We start from the raw sequence: 24,633 nt of genomic DNA, 5'->3' as shown, positions 1-24,633 counted from the left end.
TTTGAATATAAATCTGTTTTATGCACGTTGCGTTGGTTAATTCTAACATTTACAGCTAATGGTTTTAGGTAAATCTTAACTATGGTAATCAAAATAGAGGTCACATACTATTAGTTTAATAACCGAATTACCTTGCACTATTTATTGCAGCAAAAACAATTTTTTGATTTATAAAAACCACGCCTGTGTAAAAAATTGAGGACTCTTAAGGAAAATAATTCTAGCTGGGAATAACCAAAATTACTGATACTTATAGAGGTGTCAAAAGATTGGACATAATGCCACCACATGGAAGGAACATAAAGAGCATCGCCTGGTTCTAGAATAACACTCTTAAACTCCGCTTCCATGAATTTGGGGAATTTTTCGGAGGAAAAATTATTTATATCTACTTGGCTTGCAACTGCGCCATTAATGTATTTATCACTGGGGTATAAATGTTGATTGTATTTGGTAGAGGAAAGGATAAACATTTTCTTTCCCTTTATTTGGGCATATAAATTCTTTCCTGTGTCATTATGAAAACCTGAGATGGTCCCTTTTGGACCAATCCAAGCCGTTACATCGTTTACGGCAGTGCACTTTTCAAAAATTGAAAAATCGGTATCACTATTTAGATGGGGAAAGTAGTTAAAGATGTCCAAGGTGGTCAGATAATCCTTTACAGCTTGTTGATTAACTTCAGCATCCTTCAATTTTAATATATAATCTCTAAAGGTTGATTTTTTATAACGGTTATCTTCTTGAATAAAATTTCCGGATAGTAGGGTAATATCCTTATCGTCTTCAAGATCCAAAAAATAGTCTAAATTCCATTTTTTTGTCGCTCCCCAGTCTTTAGCAAATCCCTTTAATACAACTGGTTTTTTTTTATTAATATAATTTTGTTTTAAAGTGTTATAGTCTATTGATTCCAAGGTTTCAATAGGTGTACTTCTATTTAAAATATCGTTTACAATATTCATTTTCTAATTATTAGGATTTAGTACTATATAAATTTAGGAAATCTTGGGGAATGTAAATTAAATAATCGATTAAGTATTATTTGTTTAGTTATCAATTATTTAGGGTCTATTTCTTGATGTTTTATCTTTTCAAATGTCGGATTTTTGCTAAAGGGTCATTCCGAGTTTTCTGAAGGCTAATGATTTCTGTTAAAAGAATTATCGGTCACCGGGTTGGGTTGCCGAAAAAACTAACTTCAGCTTAGTTGTGGGACCATTAATAATATATTCCTTATTGGGCTTAATTTCGTACACTATAAGGTCACTAATAGGTAATTGATGGGTGAATAAATAATCATATAAATGCCTTAAAAGGAAAGAGTATTTTTCGTTTTTGAAATCGATTTGACATAGGATATATTCTTTCAATTCAACACTTTCTAATGGCGTTGTATATGCTTGAATATTGCCCAATTCGGTTGTTATTTCTTTGTTTGTTATCGGTTTCGTAATTTTTAATAGCCGAATCAATCGATGATATATCAAATGAATATTTTTGGACTTCAAATAAAGTTTCAATTGTGTACTATATACTATCAATTGCGCCAGAATTGACTGATTTAGGGATTTAGGTCGGTAAATTAAATGACGTTCAAAATAATAGTCATTTGTGCACCACTGCCTTTTGTAATCCAGATCTCCCATGCTCATATCAAAATGTTTGTATTTATTCTGGAAACACCATTCAATTTGTTTGTAAAGCATAATATGTCCCAATCCAAATTTTGAATAATCAATATCAAATCCAGGTATGGCATAAAAGAAAATCTTATCGTAATGATAGTTCAGCGATATATTTATAGGTTTCCCATCGTCATAAATAACAAAAAGTGAAGCCTTTTCTTGTCTGATCAATGGGAGGAATAGTTGGTGAAATCTTTCCCATTCACTAATCCTTGCATTTTCTTCCTTAAGCTCATCAAACCTTTTTAGGATAAAGTGATACAGGCTATTCACCAAAGAATCATATTCCTCTTGACTAATTTCACCGTAAAAAACTCTATATGTTATGTTGAAACTGAGCTCCAAGCGCCTAATGCCGCTTTTGACCGCTGTTCTTAGCCTAGGCTTTAAGTTATCTTTCAAATAATCAGCAAAATTCATGTAACCGCTTAAATCTGCCATGAATCCCTTTGTCAATGAAAATGTTTGGGATTTGTAACCTGGTTTAAGTGTTAGGTCAAGATAATCTGGGACATTATTTAGGTAAAACAAACCGTTTATGTGCAACATAGTGGCAGTAGGACTTTTTTTAGGTCTTTGCATTTTACTATTGTCACTGGTATACAAAACATAATCTACCACCTCCGGAAAAATTCCTTTCTCGAAAAGGTCAAAATAGAAATCCAAGGGATATTTTGGCATCAATGATTATTTTGAATTTAGTTTTCCAAATAAATTTTCACACTAGCTTTGTCCCCTTTTATTATATAGGTATTTTCTTGTTCCAATCTAAATATTTCAACCTGTGTTTCATGTACAATATGGGAGTATTGAAAATCATACACATATTTTCTCAGAAATGAATTGTCTTCAAGTTGAATATCAATTGTCACCAGATTGTCAAGGGGTGGAAGTGAATCTATTATTTCAATATTACAATCGATAGGTTTAATATTCATATCTCTTGTATGCGTTAATCTACTTTTAAGTTTTTTGTAAACCTGGTCGATGTTTTTTGATTTAAGGTATAATTTGATTAGGTGTATCCACTTTAGCCTAATACTCCATAATTTACCATATAGAGAGCTCTTTTTAAAAAAGATATGATGCTCAAAATTATATATCTGATTGCTCCAACGTCGCTTATAATCTAAATCTCCCCTGCCCATTTCGAAAATCTTGTGGTTGTTTGCCAAACACCATTCCAATTGTTTGACTATTTCGACATGGCCAAGTCCAAATTTGGAATAGTCTATATCATATGATGATATGGAACTAAAGAGAATGCCTTTAAAATGATAATTGATGGAAATCTCTATTGGTTTGGAACCGGAATAGATGACAAATAAGGAGGCCCTTTTTTTTAGAATTAGATCATAAAGTATGGTCCTCGTGTGTTCCCATTTTGCTTCACTTTCATTCTTGATTTGAAGTTGACCAAACCTTTTTTGCATCATATTGAACAAGGAATCCATTATGAAGTTGTAGATGTCTTTATCGATCTGGCCGTAAAACATTTTGTAATCTATGTTAAAGCAGGATTCAAGTCGGTTCACATACCTAAGAATTGTTTTGGCGTTGGATTTAAATTGATTTTTTATATAGCCATTAACATCGGTGAAATTATCAAGTTTAATGGAATAGCCCTTAACGTGGACCAATTTCTCACAATGAAAAAGAGATTCGCTAACCAAAGGAAACTCCATATAGTCCGGTACAAATTTCAGGTAATAAGCAGAAGAAAAGTTTTTTTTAAGGGAAAGTGGATCTTGGGTTGTATTTTTTTTGTCGAATTGCAATTCCGCAAAAATATCAGGAAGGCCATATTCCTTTTCGAACAATTCTGCAAATAAGTCGATTGTTTGTATCTTCATAAAGCTCACTTTTCTATTTACTGGTCTGATCTGCATAAGTGACCTCGATATTTTTTAATTTTCCCTTAAAAATAAATGAGTATTGTTTTTTTTTATGTTCCAATATTTTTACCGTATTCACGGATTCGTGGCTGGAATATAAGAAATCATAAAGAGCTTTTTTAAGATAATCATATTTCGAATTGTCCAATTTAATTTCAATCAATTCATGTTCTGATAGGATATCATTATCTTGAATTGGGCTTAAACTAATTGGTTGGTTTAGGTCGATTTCTGGTAAATTGGGTTTATAAATCTTTTTTTTGTAATTGTGGTAGAGCTCATGAAATTTCCAGCGTTTTAACAAATGGAATAAAATATAGAAGTATTTGGAGGATATTGCTTTGAAATTGGCATGGAATACGCATCGTAAAGAAGAGGAATCGTATATAAAATGATTTTGATAACCGTAGATTTTGTTAATCCATTTTTGTTTATAATAGTAATACCCCTTAAGTAGATCTATGGTTTCAAATTTATTTTCTATAGACCACTCTATTAGTTTTATCATATCTATTGAGCCCATACTAAATGCTGCATAGTTAATGTCATAACTACTTAGGCTGGAATAAATTAGCTTGTCATAGATCAAGTTTACGCAAATATCAATTGGTTTGGGGCCGTCATAAATTACAAATACCGAAGCCTTTTTATCATTTATCAATGGGAATATTAGATTTTGATACTTTTCCCAATTCTGTAATTCATAATTGTCTTCTTTTTTTTGGGTAAAGCGTTTTTCCAGCATACGCCTTAATTCATTAAAAAGAAAAGAAAATTCATCTTGCGATATCTCACCATAATACGTTTTGTAAGAAATGTTAAAGCAATTTTCCAATCTATTTTGATATCGCCTTAACTTAGATCTGCTTGCTTTTCCAAAGTTTTCGGATAAGTATTCATTGATGTTGCTATAATCTTGAATATTAATGGCAAATCCCTCATAGGTGCTGATTTTTTTTATTTTTAGACTATTATTTTCGTTTGGAATTTCAACTTCCAAGTAGTCGGGAACATCCTTTATGATGATAGTTTTTTTACTGAGGTAATTTTTTTGGGGGATAGACCTGTCGTAAATAATTTTCTCTGAAAATGAATTGATTATTTTGGTATAGAAGGGTTCTAAATTACGTTTGGCCAAAAAAAGTTCAAAAAAATGAAGCTGGTCCACGGTCGTTACTGATTTCGAAGTGTTCATACCTATAGCCTATTTAGTTTACCGTAATTTTTTGACTACTTTTTAACCCTTTGATGAGAAAGGTATTTGGAGAATCCAATGGGTTTAAGACGGCTATATTGTTAATTGATTCTTGATTTTGATATAAGAAATTGTATATCTGCATTTTAACAGGCGCTACTCTTTTATCAGAGATGTCCATTTTCACAACGTCGCATGTATTAGGTAGCACAGGATTATTGTCTACACTGATTTCTAATTTTGAGATTGGCTTTTTTGGATCTATGATTGGCCGTTTCAAATAAAGTCTAATCTTTCCGATAACAACGTGCAAATTCCATTTCTTCAATTGATTTATTAAATAATACATGGTTTTAAATTTGAAAAAAATCAATTTAGCCCATAAGGCTGATATAAGGAAGGATGAATTAAAGATAATGTGCTTTTCAAAATAATAATCGGTATCAGTCCAATGCGATTTATACTCATATTCCCCCTTTAACAGGTCAAAAGTGGTAAAATTGTTTTCAAAGCACCATTTCAGTTGAACGATGATATCCGTAAAGCCAATATAAAATTTTCCATAATCAATATCATATCCGCGTATATATCCAAAAATGGTCTTCCCATGAATGGGATTAAAGCTTATGCTAATGGGTTTATCACTGTCATAGATTACGAATAAACAGGCTTCCTTATTTAGGATTAATGGGTAGGCTATTTCACGGTATACTTTCCACCGTACCAAATCATCGTTTATGAGCTGTTTTTGGTCGAACCTGCGATTTATTAATTCAAGAAATTTATCAAACAATGACTCGTACTCTTTTTGTTCAATGTGTCCGTAGTAAGTTTTATATGAAATATTAAAACATTTCTCGAGACGCTTCTGATTCGTTCTAAATTTCGACCTTCTGCTACTGCTAAATGTTTTTAGAAGGTAATCGGTTTCGTCTTTGTAGTTCTTTAAATTTATTAGACTTCCTTTAAACGTTTTCAATTTTCTTATTCTCCAACCGTAATTCTCATTAATTTGTGCATTAAGGTACTCTGGAACATCCTTAACTAGTAGTATGCTTTTAGGTTTGGACAAGTTTGCAGAATTATTTCTAAACTCAACCAGCCCTGAAAGTGCATTGGTAATGCTAGAGTAAAAGGAGTTTAAGGGCCTGTTCTCCAAAAAAATAGTCAAGAAATTTAATTTATTTATTTTCAAAGAAGTCATAACCTCATGCTAGATTTAATTCCTTACAACAATTCAGTAAAGCATACATAGGTAGGTTGGATTAAGATTCCTTCCAATTAAAATTGTTCAATCTTTTAACGCGTCTTTTAAATAAAAATTTGTCCATTTGAAACCTTTTGCCAATAATATTCTTGTCTCGTAGGTATTGTCTTAAACGTAATTTTTGGGATAATATGTGAGATTTCATACGTGAAAATGAAGATCCAGGATTAAAAAATAGGTGATGTTCAAAATTATAAATATGATTGCACCATTTTAGTTTATAATCTGTTTGTCCCATGGCAAGGTCAAATATTGTAAAACCACTCTCTTTACACCATTCAATATGTTTAACCATACTAATATCGCCCATATTGTAATTGGAATAGTTGATATCATAGGTTTGGATATAACTAAAAACAATATCCTCTAAAAGAAAATTTAAAGTCATTGTAATTGGTTTTTCCCCATCATAAATAACAAATAGGGAAGCTTTTTTTTCCAGTATCATTGGATAAGCCAAATCATAATAAAACTTCCAATATAACAAGTTGTTGTTATACATTCTTTTTTCCAAAAACCTACTTTTTAACATGGAGTAAAATTCTGAAAAAAGAAAGTCGTAATGTTCTTTTGCAATATCCCCGTAATGAAAGATATATGAAATTTTATGCCCTGCTTCTAATTTTCGTTGTTTGGCGTATAAATTCTTTATATTCCTTTTGCTAAGTTGTTCTGAAAGATAGGTTTTGCAGTCTATGCCTTCTTTTAGGTGCACTAAGTATCCTTGATATTGTCTAACCCTTTTACATTGAACACTGACATTTTCTATTTTTAAAGGTACGGTTAAATAGTCAGGTATATTAGGAATCAGAACTACGGTACTATTTCCTTTTATAGGTGCTTGTCTTGCAGGTAATTTTATACAATTGTCATTAAGCGTATTAACAATGGCTTCTTGATAGAAGGGAGGAATATGGTTTTCGATAAAAATGGAATATAGGAAACCTAATTTTGAAATCACTTCCTCTTTTCGACTAGATTTTGTCCGGGTTATAGTATCCATTTTAATTATTTTTTACCATTTTTTCCAAATATTGATGTTATCGGGCATATTAAAAATATTAGTAGGATGATAGGGCAAGTATAGTGCGGTTACATAATGCTTTTTAGCTAATACTTGTTAGCGCACAATTAGGTTGTTTAACTTCTTTGTTTTAGAACAATAAACTTAAGATTACTTCAAAGTGCCTTATTGGACATTTTAGTATTTTAACGTTCCAGTTGTACTTTTGTTGCTTTACTTCCAGATTGAAATACATAGGTGCCTTCGGAATTGATCACCTTAAATGTCTTTAAGTCATTTATAGATTCGTTATTGAGATATAAGTATTCGAATAGGGCTTTTTTTAGCGAGTGGTTTTTTTCTGATGACAAAAGGATTTCCTTTAATTCATAGTCAGTTGAAAGTTCGATCAGTTCTTCAAATGAAAATCCAAGAATCATATTTTGTTTTGTGGATCTATTATTTAGTAAGAATTTAAATTTATGTATTCTATCATTTAGTTTTTTATCCCGTAAATACTGTTTTACTCTGAAGTAATTTTTAATAACAAAGGCCATGGTTCTCGGAAGAACGGCATTTTTATTATAGATAAGGTGGTATTCAAAATTGTACTCCAGATTGCTCCATCTCTTTTTATAGTCGAAGTATCCTTTTGAGAAATCCAGTTTGTCAAATTTATTTTTCAAACACCATTCTATCAGTTTCATGATGTTTACGGAACCCAAATTAAATTTGGAGTAGTCTACGTCAAAAACAGTTATAGCGTCAATGAGGGTATTGTTATTAATATAATTTAGGGTTACACCAATAATTTGATTTTCATTATAGGTTACGAACAAGGTGGCATCATTCTCTAAGATCATGGGGTAGGTTACGTCTTTATAAAAGTTCCATTCCCCGGGGTCTAAATTATTATTCATAATTCCCTTTTGTCGGAATCGTTTTTTAAGTAAAGTTTCAAATTGGTCAAAAATGATATTATATTCTTCCTTTTTAATTTCCCCATAGAACATCTTGTATTTTATATTAAAACAAGACTCTAATTTTTTCTTATATTTATTAAGCTTGTACCTGCTACTTCTTTTAAAGGTTTGGATCAAATAATTGTCTAAATCTGTAAACGGTTCTAGGTTTATTGAAAAACCTGGGTATTGTCTTATTCTGTCTATTGTAAGGTTTTGGTCTATTTCGTCAAGTTTAATTTCCAAATAGCTAGGAACATCATATATTAGTATTAGCCTATTTGGAATTTGGACGGGTAATTTTACCGACTGCAAAGTATACATTACTCCTTTGGTAAGATTCCTTCCAATATTGATATTTAAAGGAAAAAAAGGATACTTAAAGAAAGATGTTCCTTTTAAAAAAGGAAAGGAAATTGCACGGCCGTTTGAATAGAAATGTTTAAGCCAAGTACTGGTATACGTTTTCGAGGAAAACGGATTTCTGTTCATAACATGTGGTTTAATTCTTGCATCGGTAACAGGGAAAGAAATTGGTGCAAGCTTTTTTGAAGCTATCACATTTGGGCTTCATCTTTTCCATAATTAAAGCCTCATATTTTTCTATATCACTTATACATTTCCATGTAGTGAAATTTTTAAAGTCTTGGGAAAAACTGGATTTGAAAAGAAATAGAGAATCCTCTTTACTGCCAACTCCACCACCAAGATTCAGAAATTTACAATTTTCTTGACTAGCAATTATTCTCATTTCATCGATCAACAACTTTATGGGAAATAGGTTTAAATACGCGAAATCGGATCCGGATAGGTGATATTGGACAATTTTATTGGTCTCAATAAACAGGGCACCTGCAATAATCTTGTCGGTTCCCTTTTCAATAGCTAAAAGAATTCTTGTGTTGAAATCTTGAGATTTCAATAGTTGGAAAAAATAGTCATGATCAAAAAAATATTCATTTTTTGCATTAACCCGTTTCATATTGGCATAATATAGATCAATGTATGCCATTACTTCTTCTTTGGTTTCCGCAGTCTTTACATAGCTCTCCCTACGTGCCTTGTTGATATGTGTCCTTAATCTTTTATGGTAAGAATGCTTTTGTTCCTCTATCCCCAGGGTTACATCTATATTTACAATGTGGCTCAAGGAACATAATTCACCAAAATTTCTCAAACACTTTTCTTGGTTTGGGATAAAAGGATTAAGTCTGGAAAAGACCGAAATAATATTATTATTGTTTAAATAATTATTGAATTCTTTTATAAAGTTTGAATTATCAAAATTGACATCAATGTTTTTCGACAATGGTCCAGCATATCCATAAACCGATGTAAAATCATGAAATTGAGATTCAGGTATCTCTCTTAATAATAAAGGAAGGGCAATTACTTTGTCATCTTCAGAATACTTAATTAAAACAGGTTGTTCATCATTTTTTTTAGAAATGTGGTGATAATCATAGGTGTGGTAAAAATCGTAGATATCTACCATCTTCAATACTTCATCCCATGGTTCTTTATTTGTAATGATATCGATCACTTATTTGAGTGTTTTTCTAATTCAAAACTTATCGTTAGAACGAGCCCTACTGTTACCAATCTCGACAAATACGTCATTAATTTTTTGATAAAATTTTCGAATAAAACCTTTATTTGGACATTATATGAGTATTTTTTTGTAGCCTTATGGATACCAAAATATTTCATAATTTTCCCTGTACTAAACCTCTACTTCCATTTTAATAACGGAGCGTATATTAAGTAACATAACATATTTAGGATATTGGATAAAAATTGTACGCTTTTTTAAAGCGATTGCCTATAAATCTCGGCCTATATCTTGTGATTTTTGAGATAACACTTTTCACGTGATCAGCGGTAAAATATTTGGTTTGGTTCACGAGGGCTACCATTTTTGATGACGACATATAATGATTTTCATTATTGGCCATACTGTAAATTGCACCTGCTCCTGGGTAAGGGGTTAGCATTGCGCCATTATCGAGTTCAGTTTTTTCATGAAAATAATAGAAGAACGGTTCCTCAACTATCAATTGTTTAAATAAATCCTTTTTAATGATAATACAGGTGCCACAACGAAGGTTAAAATTACTTCTGATCTTCCATGCCATGCTTTTTCCTTCAATATAGAAATAACCTTTATTAATATACCATCCGGGTATATTGCTATCTATTTTGGAATTCACGTATTTACTTATACCATTATGTATACAATCATCTGAATCGACAACCATAAAATAGTCAACTTCAAAGTTCTTATTAGCATATTCATAAGCACTCCAAATCTTTCTGGCTTTATCTCCTTCTTTTATTTGCCTATCCTTTTCCCAATCACTATTGGTTAATTTAGGAGGGTCAAAATTTACTTGGATGTAATGAACTTGTGGGTGTTGAAAATTACTTTCAGGCAATTCATGACATGCCACGACTATTTGAAAATCCCTATCTTTTTGACCGTTTATGGATTTAAGACTACGGTCTACCAATTTGCTGAATTTAGTCCAATCGGAAGACAGTTTTTTACTTTTTACAGGTACAAGGAAGCAAATCATATTTAATATTTTTAGTTCAAAAAATGATGCACAACGGTATATTCTTATACCATTGCTAATTTATTTATAGTTTTAAACCTTTTAACGAGGGGCTATAAACCTCAAAATATTCAAGCTCATAAATAAGCAAGTTTTATTATTGAAAATGGGCACAAAAATCATGTTATGTATACGATTAGCACTTCCAATCCCTCCAATTTTGGGGTCAATTGGGTATGCTCCCAATTTTTTCAATTTAGCGAATATTAAATTTATATTCTTCCAACTGTGAAGGCGATACTTAAATGCCCGTATTATTAATGCAAAAACTACGGCTTGTTGTTTGACTTTCAATTTATTTACAACTTTAGCATAATATTCATGAGAACTATTTAGGTCATCGATCAAAACATGAAGTTCTTCTATAGCTTTTACCATACCATTAATGAATTCAATATTTTTTTTAGGATCTTTACTTCTAACAATAGAACCGGCAACCAAAACATATCTATGTACATCCAGGTTTACCTTGGAGATTCTATTTGCCCGTAAAAAGACACTGGCATTAAAAATCAAATCTTCATACGCGCGCATATGTGCCAAAAACCTTATGTCGGTATCTAATAAAAAGTTTCTCTTGATAAAATACCTCCAAGCTTGATTTCTGAAATCATGTTTGGCAATGTAGGTAATACCATCCATGACAGGGACTCCTAATTCTTGTGGCTTTTGTGGGGAAGAATAAGATTCATCCTGAGGTGCTCCTTCTTTTAATTCCTTAGTATCAAATTCTAATATTTCCAGATTGTTCTGATGACATAATGTATAGAGACAATTTAAAACATTGGTAGCAAGATAATCATCGGCATCCAGAAAATAAACGTAATCTCCTGTAGCCTCTTCTAAGCCTCTGTTCCGGGCAACACTGGGTCCTTGGTTTTTTTGGCAAATTAACTGAATATTGGCATTCCCTTGTATTTCGGCATATTGCTGAACAACTTGCGCGCCGGAATCCTTTGAACCATCATCTACAATTATTATTTCATATTCCGATGGGGATATATCTTGTGCCATTAGACTTTTAAGGCAACGCTCCACATGCTTCTCCTTATTATATAGGGGAATGATTATACTTAACTTCATTGTTTCTACTGGTTATTTTCTATGGTTGTAGTTTGAATGTGGTTAATTTTTCATGTTTTTAGTTGACTAAGTTCATTAGCAGTATGGTTTCGGATTTTTAAGTCTAAGTCATAATTAAAACGTCAAAATCAAGACAAAATTATGGTGTGCTCAATTATCCCCAAATAAAATTGTTTTATTACAATTTTATTTGACAAAATACGTCATTCCATAAGCTAGGTAAGTTTAAGCACCCCTTTACTTTGGTTATTTTAATATAATCTAATAAAGTTTAATTTTATCTTGCCAAATATCCACCATCAACCGGTATAATACAACCTGTGATATAGTCGCTGGCAGATGAAGATAGAAAAACAGTCAAACCTTTTAAGTCTTCCCCTGTTCCCCATCTTTTCATAGGGACTCTAAGTAATACTTCTTCCGTTCTTTTTTTATCGTTTATTAAAGCAGTATTTAATTGGGTATCCATATATCCGGGAGCTATGGCATTAACACAAATTCCTTTGGCTGCCCAATCGTTTGAAAGCGCTTTTGTCAATTGTCCAACACCACCCTTGGAAGCGGCATATGCCGGGATAGTAATACCCCCTAAAAAGCTCATCAAAGAAGCAATATTTATAATTTTCCCACCGCCATGTTTTAGCATGTTATTGGCTACGTATTTACAATAATAAAAGGTGGCATCCAGATTTATAGCTATTACTTTGCTCCATTCCTCATCAGGGAAATCTTCACTGGGATATCTTCTTTGAATTCCAGCGGAGTTAATCAGAATATCTATTTTTCCACCTAATAGCTCTAAAGCAGTCTCATATGATGCCTTTATTTCCGAAATTTTACTTACATCTGCCCTTATAGCATCTACTTGTAAGCCATTTTTTTTAAACTGTTCACACAAGCCAAACACCCGCTCGTCAAAGTCAATTATGACAGTATGGGCACCTGCTTGGGAAATTGCCTCAACCATGGCTTTCCCAAGATCTCCTGCACCACCAACAACCATGGCTTTTTTCCCAGCTAAACTAAACGATTCTAATATATTTGATTCCATAATTTATTTTTTTTTGTTTTATCCCATAAATAATCCACCATTGACATCTAGAACAGAGCCTGTGGTAAACCCTGCTTCTTCACTGGCAAAATAGCAAACTGCAGCTGCAACTTCTTCTGGTGTTCCGAATCTTCCCAAGGGAAATCTTTGCCTTAATTTTTCCAACACTTCCGGACTTCTAGCAGCAGACATATCAGATTCAATGGTTCCTGGAGCAATACAGTTAACCGTAATCTTTTTGTTGCCAAGTCTTCTGGCTAAACCATATGTCAGTGCAATAATTGCGCCCTTAGAGGCACTATAGGCCAGTCCATTTTCAAATCCACCCATCCTTCCTGCATTGGATGAAATGTTGATGACCCTTGGGGCGTTACTTTTTTCTAAATATTGAATTGATTTTTGAATGGTTGTAAATGTTCCTCTGAGATTAATTGCCAGAACTCTGTCCCAATGCTCAATGGACATTTCTTCAATACTGGACATATCCAAAATACCGGCACTGTTCACTACGATATCGATTCCTCCAAAAAATGAATTCGCTTTTTGCAATGCTTGTTCAACTGATAATTCATCGGTAACATCACATGTTATACCAATAACCCTAGTTCCTGTATCATCTATTCTTTCAGCAGCCTTTTTGGCACTATTGCCAATCTCCGTAACACTTAGAATAGCCACATTATAACCTAATTTATAAAATTTATCGGCTATCGCAAACCCGATATTCCTAGACCCTCCGGTTACAACGGCCGTTCTTTTGTCCATACGCTTTATTTTTTTGTCTAATTCCATATTTAGAGGTATTTTTTTGAATCAAAGGGCTCAAGCCATGTTAAAATCATATTATTTCCCTGATTATCTCTAATTTTTAAGATGTTTTTTAATTCAGTAATCTTACTATTCATTTCCAATATTGTATCCGTCACTATATAAATTCTAGCAAAAACCTGCCTTTCTGTTCCTAACCAATCTTTACTAACGGTATCTCCTGTTTTAAACCGATCTAAAATAAAAACAACATCCTTATCTGCTTTAATCTTATCTAATCCTTCAATTGAATTAATCATTCCCTCCGTTAAAAGTACCCACATTGTACAGGCAGTTTTACCTTTAAACATATAATCATTTTTTACATGAAAATCCTTTTCTCCGAAGATTCCTGTTAATGCAAAATTAATAAGCATTTTCCTATGGTCGAACCCGTTGATGTGGGCAAGATGTATATGTGGTGCTTCACCTTGCAATCGAAATCCTGGATCATAGGCATAAAAAACACCGTCCTCAACAAAAAATTGAATGTTAAGTACGCCATTTCGAATATGCAATGCTTTGAAGAACTCACTTAACTCTGGATGTATCTTTTTGACAAATAATGCTGTGTGTTTAGAAGGATATATTGCCCCTATACCAACAGGACTAAGATCTCCTTGTTTTTTTGTAGTTACTCTGTCATAGGTTGCTGAAAGATAAGGGATACCATTTTGAAATGTATAATATGCAGCCATATCATCACAATCCATATATTTTTCGACCAGTACTACGCCTTTTTTCGAAAATTTTAAAGCAGTTTTTACCGATTCCTTATAATCTTTGTCGTCCCTACATATTTTCATGCCCACTCCACCACCACTATCCACTGGCTTAATCATCAATGGAAAATCAACATTCTTTGGTTTATCTATATTTGATGTTTCGTTTAGATAGATACCGGGTATATCTTGTATTTTATATTCATGGCAATATCGTTTAAATCCATCCTTACTGCAAAAGGCTTCAATAGCTTCTTTGGTGGCATAACAGGGCATATTGAGTTTTTCGCAAATTTCTCGATACGGTTTTACCAAAATATCTGCAACTCCTACCAAAACACCGTCAACCTTAAGGTCTTTAGCTAACTGAACTATTCTATCAACTTCAAAACCGTCGATATTATAAAATTCAGAAGCGTTTTTTTTAGCAGGGGCATCGGGATTTGGATCAACCACAATGGTGTAAATGCCCATGGATATGGCGGTACTAACCAAAACTGCGGTTTCTGGATTACCTCCAAGTATTATAAGTTTTTTCATAAGTAAAGCCGTATCTATTTTTTAAGCATTGGGAAAAATGCTCTTCCGTTAATAAAAGTTAATTCTTTTGAAATTTAAAGTCAGTATCGAACCCTAATTGAATTAGTAGTTTGGTAATATCCTCCAAATCAGTGTTAATCTGCACAATCTTCTTAGCATCCATACCCATTAAGCTCAATTCTTCTTTAATCCAATCAAAATAGGATGGGTTGATGGTAGCTATAATTAAATAGTCAAATTCGTAATTATTGAAAGAACTGATAGGTTTTACAAAATTACCGCCAATATTCAATTCATGGTAATCAAGATCTATCCATTTGATAATCTTAAAATAATGGTATCTCGAATTTGTGGACAGAATATGTTGCCCGAAAGATCCCGAGCTATAAACGACGACTTTGGATGTGGCTCCTGCATTTAAAAATGGATTAAACATGATATTCCCATTTTCGTCATAGATTAAACCGCCGGAGCGCACCAAAATTTGTGAATATAAATAATAGGTTAGCTGTTCTTTTAGATTATTTTCATCCAATACCTTGCTAAGTTTTGATTTTAAAAAATTCACTAGCAAGCCCAATCTGTAGTATTCCGTTTTTGGATTTTCAATAGATTTTACAATGGAATCATGTCGCTGCCTATAGTAATAAAGGGGAATACTGCTAATGGCGATACGTTCTGAAATGGATAAGTAGGCATAAGTAATTGCTGCATCTTCTCCCATGATTATTTCATTGGGTACATCATAAAGAATTTTATCCAGCAATGTTCTTTTAAAAAGTTTATTCCAAACATAGGTTGATATTCCATGCTCACAAAAACGACCATTATAAATGGCATTGGGGAGTATAGAAGACTGAATTTCATCTGCTCCATAGACTCCAGTGGATTTAGGTAATATGGTTTCTATTTTACCATCAAATTCCCTAAAATGACCGGTTACTACAAGGTCTGAAGAATTTGCTTCCATCATTTTGTACAGAATGTCCAGATAATATTTATCTACCCAATCATCACCATCCACATATGAAATATAGTTTCCGGTTGCCTCCTTTAGCCCTGCCTTTCGTGCACTAAGTAGTCCTCCGTTTACCTTGTGAATTACCCGTATCCGGGAATCTAATTTAGCATAATCATCGCAAATCTGTGGACAATTATCCGGACTTCCGTCATCAACCAGAATCAACTCGAAGTTAACAAAAGATTGGCTTAAAAGACTGTCAATACATTTGGGCAAATATTGCTCTATTCCATAAATTGGAACGATTACACTAATTTGCACAGTATTCAATGTATTCATATTTTATTTTGTTCAAAGTATAAAAAAAACCGCCCCCAATCTTGCATTTTATGGGAATAGGTAGTTGTCAAATATAAGTTATAAAGAGTATAAAAACAATATGAGCTAACATTTGGGAATGGTATTATTTGATTGTTTCCTTCATTATAAATGCGATCCGGAAAAAGTTCTGAGTCGGCATGAATTCTTAACGAAACAGCCATAAAATTGATTTAAATATATTCTCCCCCTGTAATTCGTAATAGGGAACCTGTAGTCATTGCAGATTGATCCGAAATAAAATAAAGCACTGCTGGTATTGGGTCAAAGCAATTGAGCATCCTGCCCATAGGAATAACGCTAGAGGCTTTACTTTTCAATTCTGTTTCGCTCATACCCTGTTTGGTTCTCAGTTCAATTTCACCTTCGGTATTGGTCCAACCCATTACCAAATAATTGGATCTGATGCCATGTTTAGCATAATGATGAGCAATGTGATTTGATAAGGTGTAAAGGGCATTCTTGGTAAGTGCATAGGAAGCTCTATCGATTTCACCATAATCCATATGGGCCGACCCAAAGAAAATAATTGAACCTGAATTCTGTTTGATCATAGTCTTTAAAACATGTTTTAATAAGAAAAATGGCGCTTTGAGGTTCACATTAAATACGCCATCGTAAGTAGCCTCTTCTGTATCCACTATTGAGGCTACGGGTGTAATACCAGCATACAAAACCAAAGCATCAATCTTTCCAAACCGCTCAAGCGTTCCTAGGTAATAATTCTCAATTTCATCTATACTATTAAGGTCGAGTTCATGAAAATAGAGCTGGTCCTCTGCTTGAAGTGATTGAATAATTTCATAACCCACCTCCGATTTTCGACCACAAAAAGCTACATTGTAACCTTTATCCACACATGACTTCAGTATTTCTTTACCAACCCCCGTTGTCCCTCCTAAAATAAGTACTGTTTTCATTATTACTTTTTAAATTGATAAAACATAACGCACCACACACTATTTATATTGTTACTTAATGGATATTAAACCATTGTTTAGGTCCTATGTTCACTAACTACCAAGGAGTTAAATAAATGAGTTAATATCCAACTGTAGATGTGAGCTTTACTATGTCTTGATTTCTTTTTTTCCATTCCAATATTCTAAGGTTGAAAGTTGATATAAAGGAAACAAATGTTATCCTATTCATTTCCCATAAATGTTTCCATAGTAGCGTGATTCTTGGCAGAAATATCTGCGCCCTTAAATACTTTTTGAATAGTCATGAAAAATATTTTGAGATCCAGTGCGAAAGACATATGCTTTACATAATAAATGTCGTACTCGAATTTTTTGTCCCATGAAATCGCGTTTCGTCCATTTACTTGTGCCCATCCAGTAATGCCAGGTCTTACCATATGTCGTTTACGTTGTTCTTCATTATATCTAGGAAGATAGGCAATAAGGAGGGGGCGAGGACCAATCAAGCTCATATCCCCTTTAAGCACATTCCATAATTGTGGTAATTCATCCAAGGAACTTTTTCGCACAAATTTCCCGACCGAAGTAATGCGATCACTATCCGGAAGCAGATTTCCTTTTGCATCCTTTTTATCGTTCATTGTTTTGAACTTCAGAACCGAAAATATTTTTTCATTTTTTCCTGGACGTTTTTGCTTAAAAAATGGATTTCCCTTAAAATCTATGGCCAATATGATTGTCACTACTATCAATATTGGAGAAGCCATTAATAAGCCCAATAGCGCAATAATTCGATCCAATGGACTTTTTATAAAATTTTTGTATACCATTGTATGGGTAATTTTTGTTTTTGAATTAAACGACTTGTCTTTAAAGTAGTGTTTTCAATTAATCTCTTTTAAAATGGTTCTGTAAGCATGTTCTGTCAATAGATTATTTTTCATATATTGATACCCGTTTTCGCCCATTTTTTTTCTCAATTCCGGGTCTTTATATAATTTAAGTAAGTTGTTTTTTAAGGATGCTACATCCCCTGCTTCAGACCAAAATCCCGCTCCAATTTCTTCCAGAATTATTCCAAAATCGGTATTTACATCCACAGACGCCAGTATAGGTTTTTTATATCCGTAATACGAGTTCGCTTTTGATGGAAAATTTGGAATGGTAAAATCTTGATTTAAGGAAATAAGACCAATATCTGAAATTTGTATAAATTTGACGTACTCTGGTTTAGGAACGCTTTCTATTAAAATTACATTTTTTAAATTGAGACTCTTTATTAAAGCGGCAATTTTTTCATGTTCGGTTCCAAAGCCCACTAAAAAGAAAACCAAATCTTCCAATTCGGAACAATGTTGTGCAAGTTCAATTATATTTTCCATTCGCTGTGGCAGGCCAATGTTGCCACCATAAATTGCAACAATTTTATTATTTAGTCCGTATTTCGCTCTAAATTCATTTTCATCCAAGTTTTCGTCCCACTGAGGTGAATTTTCCCAATTCGGCAAAAGGTGTAATTTGGTTTTGTCCACTTTTGGGTTATGTTTTTCTATATAAGCTATGTTGGCCGGTGACATACAACCAATTTTATCGGCAAGATCATATAAGGCAATTTCCTTATTTCTAAAATAAGTATGTATAAGACCATTGGGTTTCATAATCTTTAGATCTATTGCGTTTTGTGGGAAGATATCTCTTAAGATAAGATAAAATTTAGCTTTGGATTTATTCTTTACCCATAAAGCAAGATTTAAGAGAGTAATTGGGGGAGTTGGCATCATAACCAAATCAAAATCCAAACTTATTTTTAACTTTTTTAAAGCCCTTTTATATAGAAAGGGGAGAAGTACGTTGGATAATCCTTTAATATATTTATTGTTGGAGAATAATCCCGAAACAGGTACCCTCAAAATCTTTATGCCACCTTCAACGACCAATTCAGATTTCCGGCCATCATAAAAATGCGGGGCAAGCACTAAAACATCGTGGCCATTGGTTAAAAATTCTTGAATTAGATCGGAATATAGCGATGTTGTTTCTCGAACATCTACAAAACTTAGTGATATATACAGAACTTTTTGCATAGCTTACCCTTTAGACCAAACAACTCGGTTAATATAATCTACATAGGATAGTATTATCCTCACTACTTTTTCGCTTACATTGGGCATAGAATAATCGGCTACTGGCCTAAAATTTCTATTTGGATTTCGTTTTTGCACTTCCAAAGCCACCAACGCTTGCATTATGCGTTCTGGATTAAGGCCTACCATCATCACCGAAGCTTCCTCCATGGCCTCAGGGCGTTCGTGGGCTTCACGTATGTTAAGGGCCCTGAAATTTAATATGGATGACTCTTCTGATATAGTACCGCTATCGGACAAAACGGCAAAGGAGTGGTATTGCAGGGCATTGTAATCCGAAAAGCCAAGAGGTTTAAGAAATTGTATATTAGGGTGGGTTTTTATTTTTTTCTCATTTAGCATGTTTCTAGTTCTAGGATGGGTAGAAACAATAATGGGGTAATCGTATTTTTCTGCTATTAGGTTTAAAGAAGTTATTAGGCCCTCAAAGTTTTTAGGATTGCTAATATTTTCTTCCCTATGCGAAGACACGACAAAGAATTTCTGTTTTTCCAGGTTTAATTTTTCCAGTACATTGGAAGCTTCAATTTTGGCTTTAAAATTACCTAAAACCTCGAACATAGGACTGCCAGTCTTAATTACCCGTTCTGGCGATAAACCTTCCCTCAGTAAATATTCCCTGGCAATGTCGCTATAGGTCAAATTGATATCCGAAATATGATCTACAATTTTTCGGTTGGTTTCTTCAGGGACTCTTTGGTCAAAACAGCGGTTACCTGCTTCCATATGAAAAACAGGTATCTTTCGCTTTTTAGCAGGAATAGCACATAAACAGGAATTGGTATCGCCCAAAACTAAAAAAGCATCGGGGGCCAGTTTTTCCAATATTGGGTCTATAGCAATTAGGATATTGCCTACGGTTTCTGTGGCATTTTTACCTGCAGCATTAAGAAAATGATCGGGTTTTCGTATTCCCAAGTCCTCGAAAAAAATCTCGTTAAGTTCGTAATCATAATTTTGGCCAGTGTGCACCAAAGTGTGATCAATAGCCTCATTGGCATCAAGGGCATTCAAAACACAGGCCAATCTTATTATTTCTGGGCGTGTACCCACTACGGTTAATACTTTAAGCTTTTTCAATGGTTATTTTTTATGTTTATTATACGTTTACAAAATAAGTATCGGCATCCTCTGGATTGTATGGCTCATTGATCCAAAATAAGGTAATGAGTTCCGTATCTCCAATATTCTTGATATTATGTGTATACCATATGGGCATATCCACGTAAGCGGGTTCATCTCCGTCCAAATAATAATCCAGGATTTCATCGGTTCCGATCTTTCTAAGCTGAATTAGGGCTTTTCCGCTTATCACAGCAAATCGCTCGGCTTTTCTGGTGTGAAAATGATTGCCCCTTGTAATTCCGGGAACAGTGGTTGAAAAGGAAAATTGTCCACTGGTCTGGGTTCTTGCAATCTCTACAAAGCTGCCTCTATTGTCTGAATTTTTTTTAAATTTTACCGGATAATGACTGGTAGGAACATAACACCTAAAAGTATTGAAAAGGGCCTTTTCAAATTCCAGATCCAGATTGGGGAAAATTCCGTTTTCCATATAATCGGTTTTGTATTGCTGCAATAACCTCAGGATTTCGGATACTTTTATATTTTTCGTGGGTGCAATTTTTAATTCGCCAATACTACTATCTGGAATTCCCACTTTTTTCGAATCTTTAATACACTGGATAAATATCTCCACCAATTCATTGATGTAGATAAGGCCTACCTCACTGTCGTTTATTACAGTAGGATTCTCGTTGTGGGCAATTTTATGGCAAAATGTGGCAACTACAGAATTGTAATTTGGCTTTCCAAAAGGACCAAAAACATTGGGAATGGTCAAGGAAGTAAACTTAGCACCCACTTCTTCTGCCCATTGCATAAATTTTTCTTTACCTTCTTTTTTAGATAGCCCATAAAGATTGTCTTTTTCTTCTTGGGAGGAGGAGGAAAATATGATATGTGGCTTTACATCTTTTGTTTTACAGGCCTCAATAAGTTGACTTACCAAGTCTAAATTGGTCTCATAGATTACATTGGCATCTTCATGTCTGTTCATTGCTGCCAAATGAACAATTACATCGCATTCAGCAACAAAGTTGGACAACAATTCCTCATTTCCAAAGAAAGAACGTTCAAAGGGAATTAAGGTTATGGTATCGTCTAATTGCAAGGTATTGTACAAATGGTTACCTACAAATCCGGCCTGTCCGGTTATTCCTATTTTTTTCATTTATGCTTTATTTATCCAAATAACATATTTATGATATACAAGTCAAGGGTCCCAAAGGCTAATATGTAATAAATATTTGGGAACATTTTGTTATCTTTATTCAAGGATCTTACCACTCGGCATTCCAGGTTTCCAAAGGAAATCTAATATCATCGGTCATAGATTCCTCTAAGGTGAAATTAGAAAAAACCATCAATTTGGAACCATATTCAAGGGATTTAAATGCCGTGGCACTTCCTTCGGGAACTTCCAAAATTAAAGGCGTATTTTCTTTTAAAACGAATCTTTCCGGTATTCTATTGCTGATAGGAATAACCTTGTCTGCAATATTGATAGTGTTAATTATAAATGAACCGGTATGACAATAGAACCATTTTTTTTCTTTGAGGTGCCCCTGCCAGCCTCTAATAATTTCTGTTGAAACTGGGGAAATCTCGTAAAAACGAACAATCTGGGTCATATAAAAGGTATTGAAAAACTTGATTTTTCCGCGTGTATCGGAAAAAACAGATCCTTCAATTTCGATGGGTTGGACCATTATAAATTTTCTTTTATAAAATCCAGATTCAACAAGGTATTCTTCAAGGCTTCGTTGGTTAATTGTTCGGTGTTATGGGAGTGATAGTCTTCAATGGCACTAATATCGGTTTCCCCTTCGGAAAAGTACCGGCTGTAGTTAAGGTCTCTATTATCTGCGGGAATTCGATAAAATTCACCCATATCTTCGGCTTTTTGCATTTCCTCCCGGGTACATAGAGTTTCATATAGTTTTTCACCATGGCGGGTACCGATCACTTTTACTTCACTGTCAGAATTAAAAATATCCTTAATAGCTTGGGCTAGATCCCCAATGGTACTGGCCGGGGCCTTGTTTACAAAGAGATCTCCCTGGTTACCGTTCAAAAAGGCAAACAACACTAAATCTACGGCATCCTCCAAGGACATTAAAAAACGGGTCATTTTAGGGTCGGTAACCGTTAGGGGCGCCTTTTCTTGAATTTGTTTCACAAACAATGGTATTACCGATCCACGGGAGGCCATAACATTTCCGTATCTGGTAAGGCAAACAATGGTATTGTCATTTGGAATATTTCTTGAAGCGGCAACCGCAACTTTTTCCATAAGCGCCTTACTGATTCCCATGGCGTTAATAGGGTAAGCCGCTTTATCGGTACTAAGACAAATAATTCGCTTTACATTATTGGCTACAGCCGCATCAATGGTATTCTGGGTGCCAAAAACATTCGTTTTTGTGGCTTCCAAAGGAAAAAACTCGCAGGAAGGCACTTGTTTAAGTGCAGCTGCGTGGAATACGTAATCTACCCCGTGCATGGCCTTGGCTATACTGTTGTAGTCTCTTACATCCCCAATGTAAAATTTTACTTTTTCATTTTTAAGTTGGTTGCGCATATCGTCCTGTTTTTTTTCATCGCGACTGAAGATGCGTATTTCCTTAATATTGGTTTCTAGAAAGCGATTCAAAACCGCATTTCCGAAGGATCCAGTACCTCCGGTAATTAAAAGTGTTTTATCCTTGAACATAAAATTATTCAGTTTTGAGTTTAACAGTATAATGTGACTTGATATTTGGGTTTAAAAGCATTTTTTTATGTTGTTCAATTTGCTCTTGATTGAATCTTTTACGTATTAGTTTCGCAGGATTCCCTCCATAAATACAATATGGTGGCACGTCCTTGGTGACTACCGAGTGTGCTGCAATTATGGAGCCATCGCCAATCGTAACCCCTGCTTTGATAAAAGAACGGGTACCAATCCATACATCTCGTCCTATTCGTGTTTGAGGCAAATTTGGCCGTCCAGAAAAAATCATCGGAGTCGTTGGGTCTGCATAATTGTGGTCACCACCGACAATAGAAACACCTGGGCCAAACATTGAATATTTGCCAATGGAAACCTTTGGGTAAATATTACAGCCTGAGGCGAGAAATACATATTCTTCAGCAATGAGGTCTGGACTGATCCAACTTTTTCCACCAATATAGAATGTAGGATGTACGTTTTTCAAACCATACCTAAAACGGATATAAGCCATTTTTATATTTTTGAAGGTTTGTCGAAGTGAATTCATAAAAAACGGTAAAATTATTTACATACATATTCTATGGCTCCAATTATTCCATTGGCCATGTCTTCGGGTTTTCTGAAAGAGTCATAATGGATTTTAGCCTTTTTGCCCATTTCAATATATTTGCTTCGGTTCTTGGTAATATCCAAAATTATATTTTCTAATTCGTTGTTGTTTTCATATAATACTCCATTAATACCATTTTCTATATTAAAAATCTCCCCTCCGGTAATTGCATCTTTTTTAGTTATAAAGGGTACTCCGTAACCCATACTTTTTAAAACGGATAGACCAGCTTGACCTGGGGATATACAGGCTATAGCTCTACTAAAATATTTGCACAATTGGTTTTCATCGAATATTTTTCCTCGAAGGTAGATACTTTCTTCAAAATTATTTTCTGCAATCCATTTTTTAATATTTTCGTATTCATCACCATCTCCGATAATATTTAAAATGGGTATCTTATCATTCAATTTTTTAGCCAATTTGAAACTTTCCAAAAGTGAATAAATTTGTTTTTGTCTGTATAAAGTACCAATAAATAATAAATTATCACGTTGTACAGCAGTATCTATTCTGTTAACCATTACGGTATTTTCTGCTATATGAAGTTTTTCTTTTCTGAAATTTTCATTTAAATACGTTTTGATTGGATTATTTGAATAGAAAAGTATGGCATCAGCCTTACGCATTAAAAAATATCTTATTTTATCCCAAGGGTTTTTTTCACCGTAGTTGCTATTATAGGAAGCCCTCACACCAATACCCCACAAAATAATTTTATAAGTTCTTTTTCTTTTGAAAAGTAATCGCATTAAACTTAGCCATCCTATGTCTCCATATCCTACTACAACATCAAAATTCTTGCAGAATTCATGTAATGAATCTTTGTGCACAAAAAATCGAGAATATTGCTTGCCAGAGAGCTTTACAACCTTAAAATTCACACTCTCATTGAAAGAATTATCTATAGAATAACTGACTGTTAAATCATATTTTTCATTAAGTAATTCAAATATTGGAATTCGGTATGGCCAAATTCTGTTATAAAGAATAAGTACTTTTTTCATAGGAGAA

At 33.8% G+C, this 24,633-nt stretch carries 23 protein-coding genes; all 23 read right to left on the bottom strand.

Annotated elements, in window-relative coordinates:
* Positions 1 to 137: 137 nt before the first annotated feature.
* The 23 genes from B9Y87_RS06475 to B9Y87_RS06360 all read right to left on the bottom strand — a co-directional run bounded on the left by B9Y87_RS06475 (position 138) and on the right by B9Y87_RS06360 (position 24,626).
* Positions 138 to 965, bottom strand: coding sequence for a cupin-like domain-containing protein (locus tag B9Y87_RS06475; protein ID WP_085497312.1), 828 nt, complete (start codon positions 963 to 965; stop codon positions 138 to 140).
* A 198-nt stretch (positions 966 to 1,163) separates the two neighbouring features.
* Complete coding sequence (locus B9Y87_RS06470) at positions 1,164 to 2,369, bottom strand: GNAT family N-acetyltransferase (protein ID WP_085497310.1); 1,206 nt, start codon at positions 2,367 to 2,369, stop codon at positions 1,164 to 1,166.
* 17 nt (positions 2,370 to 2,386) lie between these two features.
* Positions 2,387 to 3,541, bottom strand: a complete 1,155-nt coding sequence (locus B9Y87_RS06465) for a GNAT family N-acetyltransferase (RefSeq protein WP_176225601.1) — start codon at positions 3,539 to 3,541, stop codon at positions 2,387 to 2,389.
* Between the two features lie 13 nt (positions 3,542 to 3,554).
* Positions 3,555 to 4,778 (bottom strand): GNAT family N-acetyltransferase, encoded by a 1,224-nt coding sequence (locus B9Y87_RS06460; RefSeq protein WP_085497306.1) that lies wholly within the window; start codon positions 4,776 to 4,778, stop codon positions 3,555 to 3,557.
* Between the two features lie 13 nt (positions 4,779 to 4,791).
* Positions 4,792 to 5,982, bottom strand: coding sequence for a GNAT family N-acetyltransferase (locus B9Y87_RS06455; protein ID WP_085497303.1), 1,191 nt, complete (start codon positions 5,980 to 5,982; stop codon positions 4,792 to 4,794).
* A 61-nt stretch (positions 5,983 to 6,043) separates the two neighbouring features.
* The gene (locus B9Y87_RS06450; protein WP_085497300.1) at positions 6,044 to 7,048 is read right to left on the bottom strand and encodes a GNAT family N-acetyltransferase; all 1,005 of its coding nucleotides are present in this window, start codon (positions 7,046 to 7,048) and stop codon (positions 6,044 to 6,046) included.
* Between the two features lie 206 nt (positions 7,049 to 7,254).
* Positions 7,255 to 8,502: a GNAT family N-acetyltransferase gene (locus B9Y87_RS06445; RefSeq protein ID WP_085497297.1), complete on the bottom strand. Its 1,248-nt coding sequence runs from the start codon at positions 8,500 to 8,502 to the stop codon at positions 7,255 to 7,257.
* A 10-nt stretch (positions 8,503 to 8,512) separates the two neighbouring features.
* Positions 8,513 to 9,553 (bottom strand): peptidoglycan bridge formation glycyltransferase FemA/FemB family protein, encoded by a 1,041-nt coding sequence (locus tag B9Y87_RS06440; protein ID WP_139827174.1) that lies wholly within the window; start codon positions 9,551 to 9,553, stop codon positions 8,513 to 8,515.
* Between the two features lie 235 nt (positions 9,554 to 9,788).
* Complete coding sequence (locus tag B9Y87_RS06435; RefSeq protein WP_085497296.1) at positions 9,789 to 10,586, bottom strand: hypothetical protein; 798 nt, start codon at positions 10,584 to 10,586, stop codon at positions 9,789 to 9,791.
* An 81-nt stretch (positions 10,587 to 10,667) separates the two neighbouring features.
* Entirely contained in the window at positions 10,668 to 11,708 is a 1,041-nt protein-coding gene (locus B9Y87_RS06430) for a glycosyltransferase (RefSeq protein WP_085497294.1), read from the bottom strand.
* A gap of 277 nt (positions 11,709 to 11,985) precedes the next feature.
* Entirely contained in the window at positions 11,986 to 12,759 is a 774-nt protein-coding gene (locus B9Y87_RS06425) for an SDR family oxidoreductase (protein ID WP_085497293.1), read from the bottom strand.
* A gap of 18 nt (positions 12,760 to 12,777) precedes the next feature.
* Positions 12,778 to 13,551 (bottom strand): SDR family NAD(P)-dependent oxidoreductase, encoded by a 774-nt coding sequence (locus B9Y87_RS06420; RefSeq protein WP_085497290.1) that lies wholly within the window; start codon positions 13,549 to 13,551, stop codon positions 12,778 to 12,780.
* A 2-nt stretch (positions 13,552 to 13,553) separates the two neighbouring features.
* Positions 13,554 to 14,828 carry an ATP-grasp domain-containing protein gene (locus tag B9Y87_RS06415; protein ID WP_085497288.1) on the bottom strand — a complete coding sequence of 425 codons (1,275 nt, stop codon included), beginning with the start codon at positions 14,826 to 14,828 and terminating at the stop codon, positions 13,554 to 13,556.
* Between the two features lie 58 nt (positions 14,829 to 14,886).
* Positions 14,887 to 16,128: a glycosyltransferase family 2 protein gene (locus tag B9Y87_RS06410; RefSeq protein WP_245808662.1), complete on the bottom strand. Its 1,242-nt coding sequence runs from the start codon at positions 16,126 to 16,128 to the stop codon at positions 14,887 to 14,889.
* A gap of 212 nt (positions 16,129 to 16,340) precedes the next feature.
* Complete coding sequence (locus B9Y87_RS06400) at positions 16,341 to 17,087, bottom strand: SDR family NAD(P)-dependent oxidoreductase (RefSeq protein ID WP_085497284.1); 747 nt, start codon at positions 17,085 to 17,087, stop codon at positions 16,341 to 16,343.
* Positions 17,088 to 17,311: 224 nt separating this feature from the next.
* Positions 17,312 to 17,920, bottom strand: a complete 609-nt coding sequence (locus B9Y87_RS06395) for a sugar transferase (protein WP_085497283.1) — start codon at positions 17,918 to 17,920, stop codon at positions 17,312 to 17,314.
* Between the two features lie 54 nt (positions 17,921 to 17,974).
* On the bottom strand, positions 17,975 to 19,174 hold the full coding sequence (locus B9Y87_RS06390) for a glycosyltransferase family 4 protein (RefSeq protein WP_085497281.1): 1,200 nt from the start codon (positions 19,172 to 19,174) through the stop codon (positions 17,975 to 17,977).
* Between the two features lie 3 nt (positions 19,175 to 19,177).
* Complete coding sequence (gene wecB, locus B9Y87_RS06385) at positions 19,178 to 20,314, bottom strand: non-hydrolyzing UDP-N-acetylglucosamine 2-epimerase (protein WP_085497279.1); 1,137 nt, start codon at positions 20,312 to 20,314, stop codon at positions 19,178 to 19,180.
* A 19-nt stretch (positions 20,315 to 20,333) separates the two neighbouring features.
* Positions 20,334 to 21,467: a polysaccharide biosynthesis C-terminal domain-containing protein gene (locus tag B9Y87_RS06380; RefSeq protein WP_085497278.1), complete on the bottom strand. Its 1,134-nt coding sequence runs from the start codon at positions 21,465 to 21,467 to the stop codon at positions 20,334 to 20,336.
* A 109-nt stretch (positions 21,468 to 21,576) separates the two neighbouring features.
* Positions 21,577 to 22,005 (bottom strand): WxcM-like domain-containing protein, encoded by a 429-nt coding sequence (locus B9Y87_RS06375; protein WP_085497276.1) that lies wholly within the window; start codon positions 22,003 to 22,005, stop codon positions 21,577 to 21,579.
* A complete protein-coding gene (locus B9Y87_RS06370; protein ID WP_085497275.1) occupies positions 22,005 to 23,009 on the bottom strand; it encodes a polysaccharide biosynthesis protein in 1,005 nt (334 codons plus the stop codon). The genes B9Y87_RS06375 and B9Y87_RS06370 overlap by 1 nt, the downstream gene beginning before the upstream one ends.
* Before the next feature lie 4 nt (positions 23,010 to 23,013).
* Positions 23,014 to 23,556, bottom strand: a complete 543-nt coding sequence (locus B9Y87_RS22360) for an acyltransferase (RefSeq protein WP_317045115.1) — start codon at positions 23,554 to 23,556, stop codon at positions 23,014 to 23,016.
* A gap of 14 nt (positions 23,557 to 23,570) precedes the next feature.
* Positions 23,571 to 24,626: a glycosyltransferase gene (locus B9Y87_RS06360; RefSeq protein WP_085497273.1), complete on the bottom strand. Its 1,056-nt coding sequence runs from the start codon at positions 24,624 to 24,626 to the stop codon at positions 23,571 to 23,573.
* Positions 24,627 to 24,633: the final 7 nt, after the last annotated feature.

Source organism: Arenibacter troitsensis, assembly GCF_900177645.1.
Classification (GTDB): Bacteria; Bacteroidota; Bacteroidia; order Flavobacteriales; family Flavobacteriaceae; genus Arenibacter; species Arenibacter troitsensis.
The sequence above is the reverse complement of the archived record's forward strand: the minus strand, read 5'-3'. Positions and strand labels throughout refer to the sequence as shown.

Bases quoted from the DNA above. Each gene is read 5' to 3' on its own strand.
- B9Y87_RS06470 (WP_085497310.1), bottom strand. From the start codon at position 2,369: ATGCCAAAATATCCCTTGGATTTCTATTTTGACCTTTTCGAGAAAGGA.
- B9Y87_RS06375 (WP_085497276.1), bottom strand. From the start codon at position 22,005: ATGGTCCAACCCATCGAAATTGAAGGATCTGTTTTTTCCGATACACGC.
- B9Y87_RS06425 (WP_085497293.1), bottom strand. From the start codon at position 12,759: ATGGAATCAAATATATTAGAATCGTTTAGTTTAGCTGGGAAAAAAGCC.
- B9Y87_RS06445 (WP_085497297.1), bottom strand. From the start codon at position 8,502: ATGAACAGAAATCCGTTTTCCTCGAAAACGTATACCAGTACTTGGCTT.
- B9Y87_RS06370 (WP_085497275.1), bottom strand. From the start codon at position 23,009: ATGTTCAAGGATAAAACACTTTTAATTACCGGAGGTACTGGATCCTTC.
- B9Y87_RS06395 (WP_085497283.1), bottom strand. From the start codon at position 17,920: ATGGTATACAAAAATTTTATAAAAAGTCCATTGGATCGAATTATTGCG.
- B9Y87_RS06450 (WP_085497300.1), bottom strand. From the start codon at position 7,048: ATGGATACTATAACCCGGACAAAATCTAGTCGAAAAGAGGAAGTGATT.
- B9Y87_RS06475 (WP_085497312.1), bottom strand. From the start codon at position 965: ATGAATATTGTAAACGATATTTTAAATAGAAGTACACCTATTGAAACC.
- B9Y87_RS06400 (WP_085497284.1), bottom strand. From the start codon at position 17,087: ATGAAAACAGTACTTATTTTAGGAGGGACAACGGGGGTTGGTAAAGAA.
- B9Y87_RS06415 (WP_085497288.1), bottom strand. From the start codon at position 14,828: ATGAAAAAACTTATAATACTTGGAGGTAATCCAGAAACCGCAGTTTTG.
- B9Y87_RS06435 (WP_085497296.1), bottom strand. From the start codon at position 10,586: ATGATTTGCTTCCTTGTACCTGTAAAAAGTAAAAAACTGTCTTCCGAT.
- B9Y87_RS06455 (WP_085497303.1), bottom strand. From the start codon at position 5,982: ATGACTTCTTTGAAAATAAATAAATTAAATTTCTTGACTATTTTTTTG.
- B9Y87_RS06420 (WP_085497290.1), bottom strand. From the start codon at position 13,551: ATGGAATTAGACAAAAAAATAAAGCGTATGGACAAAAGAACGGCCGTT.
- B9Y87_RS06390 (WP_085497281.1), bottom strand. From the start codon at position 19,174: ATGCAAAAAGTTCTGTATATATCACTAAGTTTTGTAGATGTTCGAGAA.
- B9Y87_RS06465 (WP_176225601.1), bottom strand. From the start codon at position 3,541: ATGAAGATACAAACAATCGACTTATTTGCAGAATTGTTCGAAAAGGAA.
- B9Y87_RS06460 (WP_085497306.1), bottom strand. From the start codon at position 4,778: ATGAACACTTCGAAATCAGTAACGACCGTGGACCAGCTTCATTTTTTT.
- B9Y87_RS06410 (WP_245808662.1), bottom strand. From the start codon at position 16,128: ATGAATACATTGAATACTGTGCAAATTAGTGTAATCGTTCCAATTTAT.
- B9Y87_RS22360 (WP_317045115.1), bottom strand. From the start codon at position 23,556: ATGAATTCACTTCGACAAACCTTCAAAAATATAAAAATGGCTTATATC.
- B9Y87_RS06380 (WP_085497278.1), bottom strand. From the start codon at position 21,467: ATGAAAAAAATAGGAATAACCGGACAGGCCGGATTTGTAGGTAACCAT.
- B9Y87_RS06360 (WP_085497273.1), bottom strand. From the start codon at position 24,626: ATGAAAAAAGTACTTATTCTTTATAACAGAATTTGGCCATACCGAATT.
- B9Y87_RS06430 (WP_085497294.1), bottom strand. From the start codon at position 11,708: ATGAAGTTAAGTATAATCATTCCCCTATATAATAAGGAGAAGCATGTG.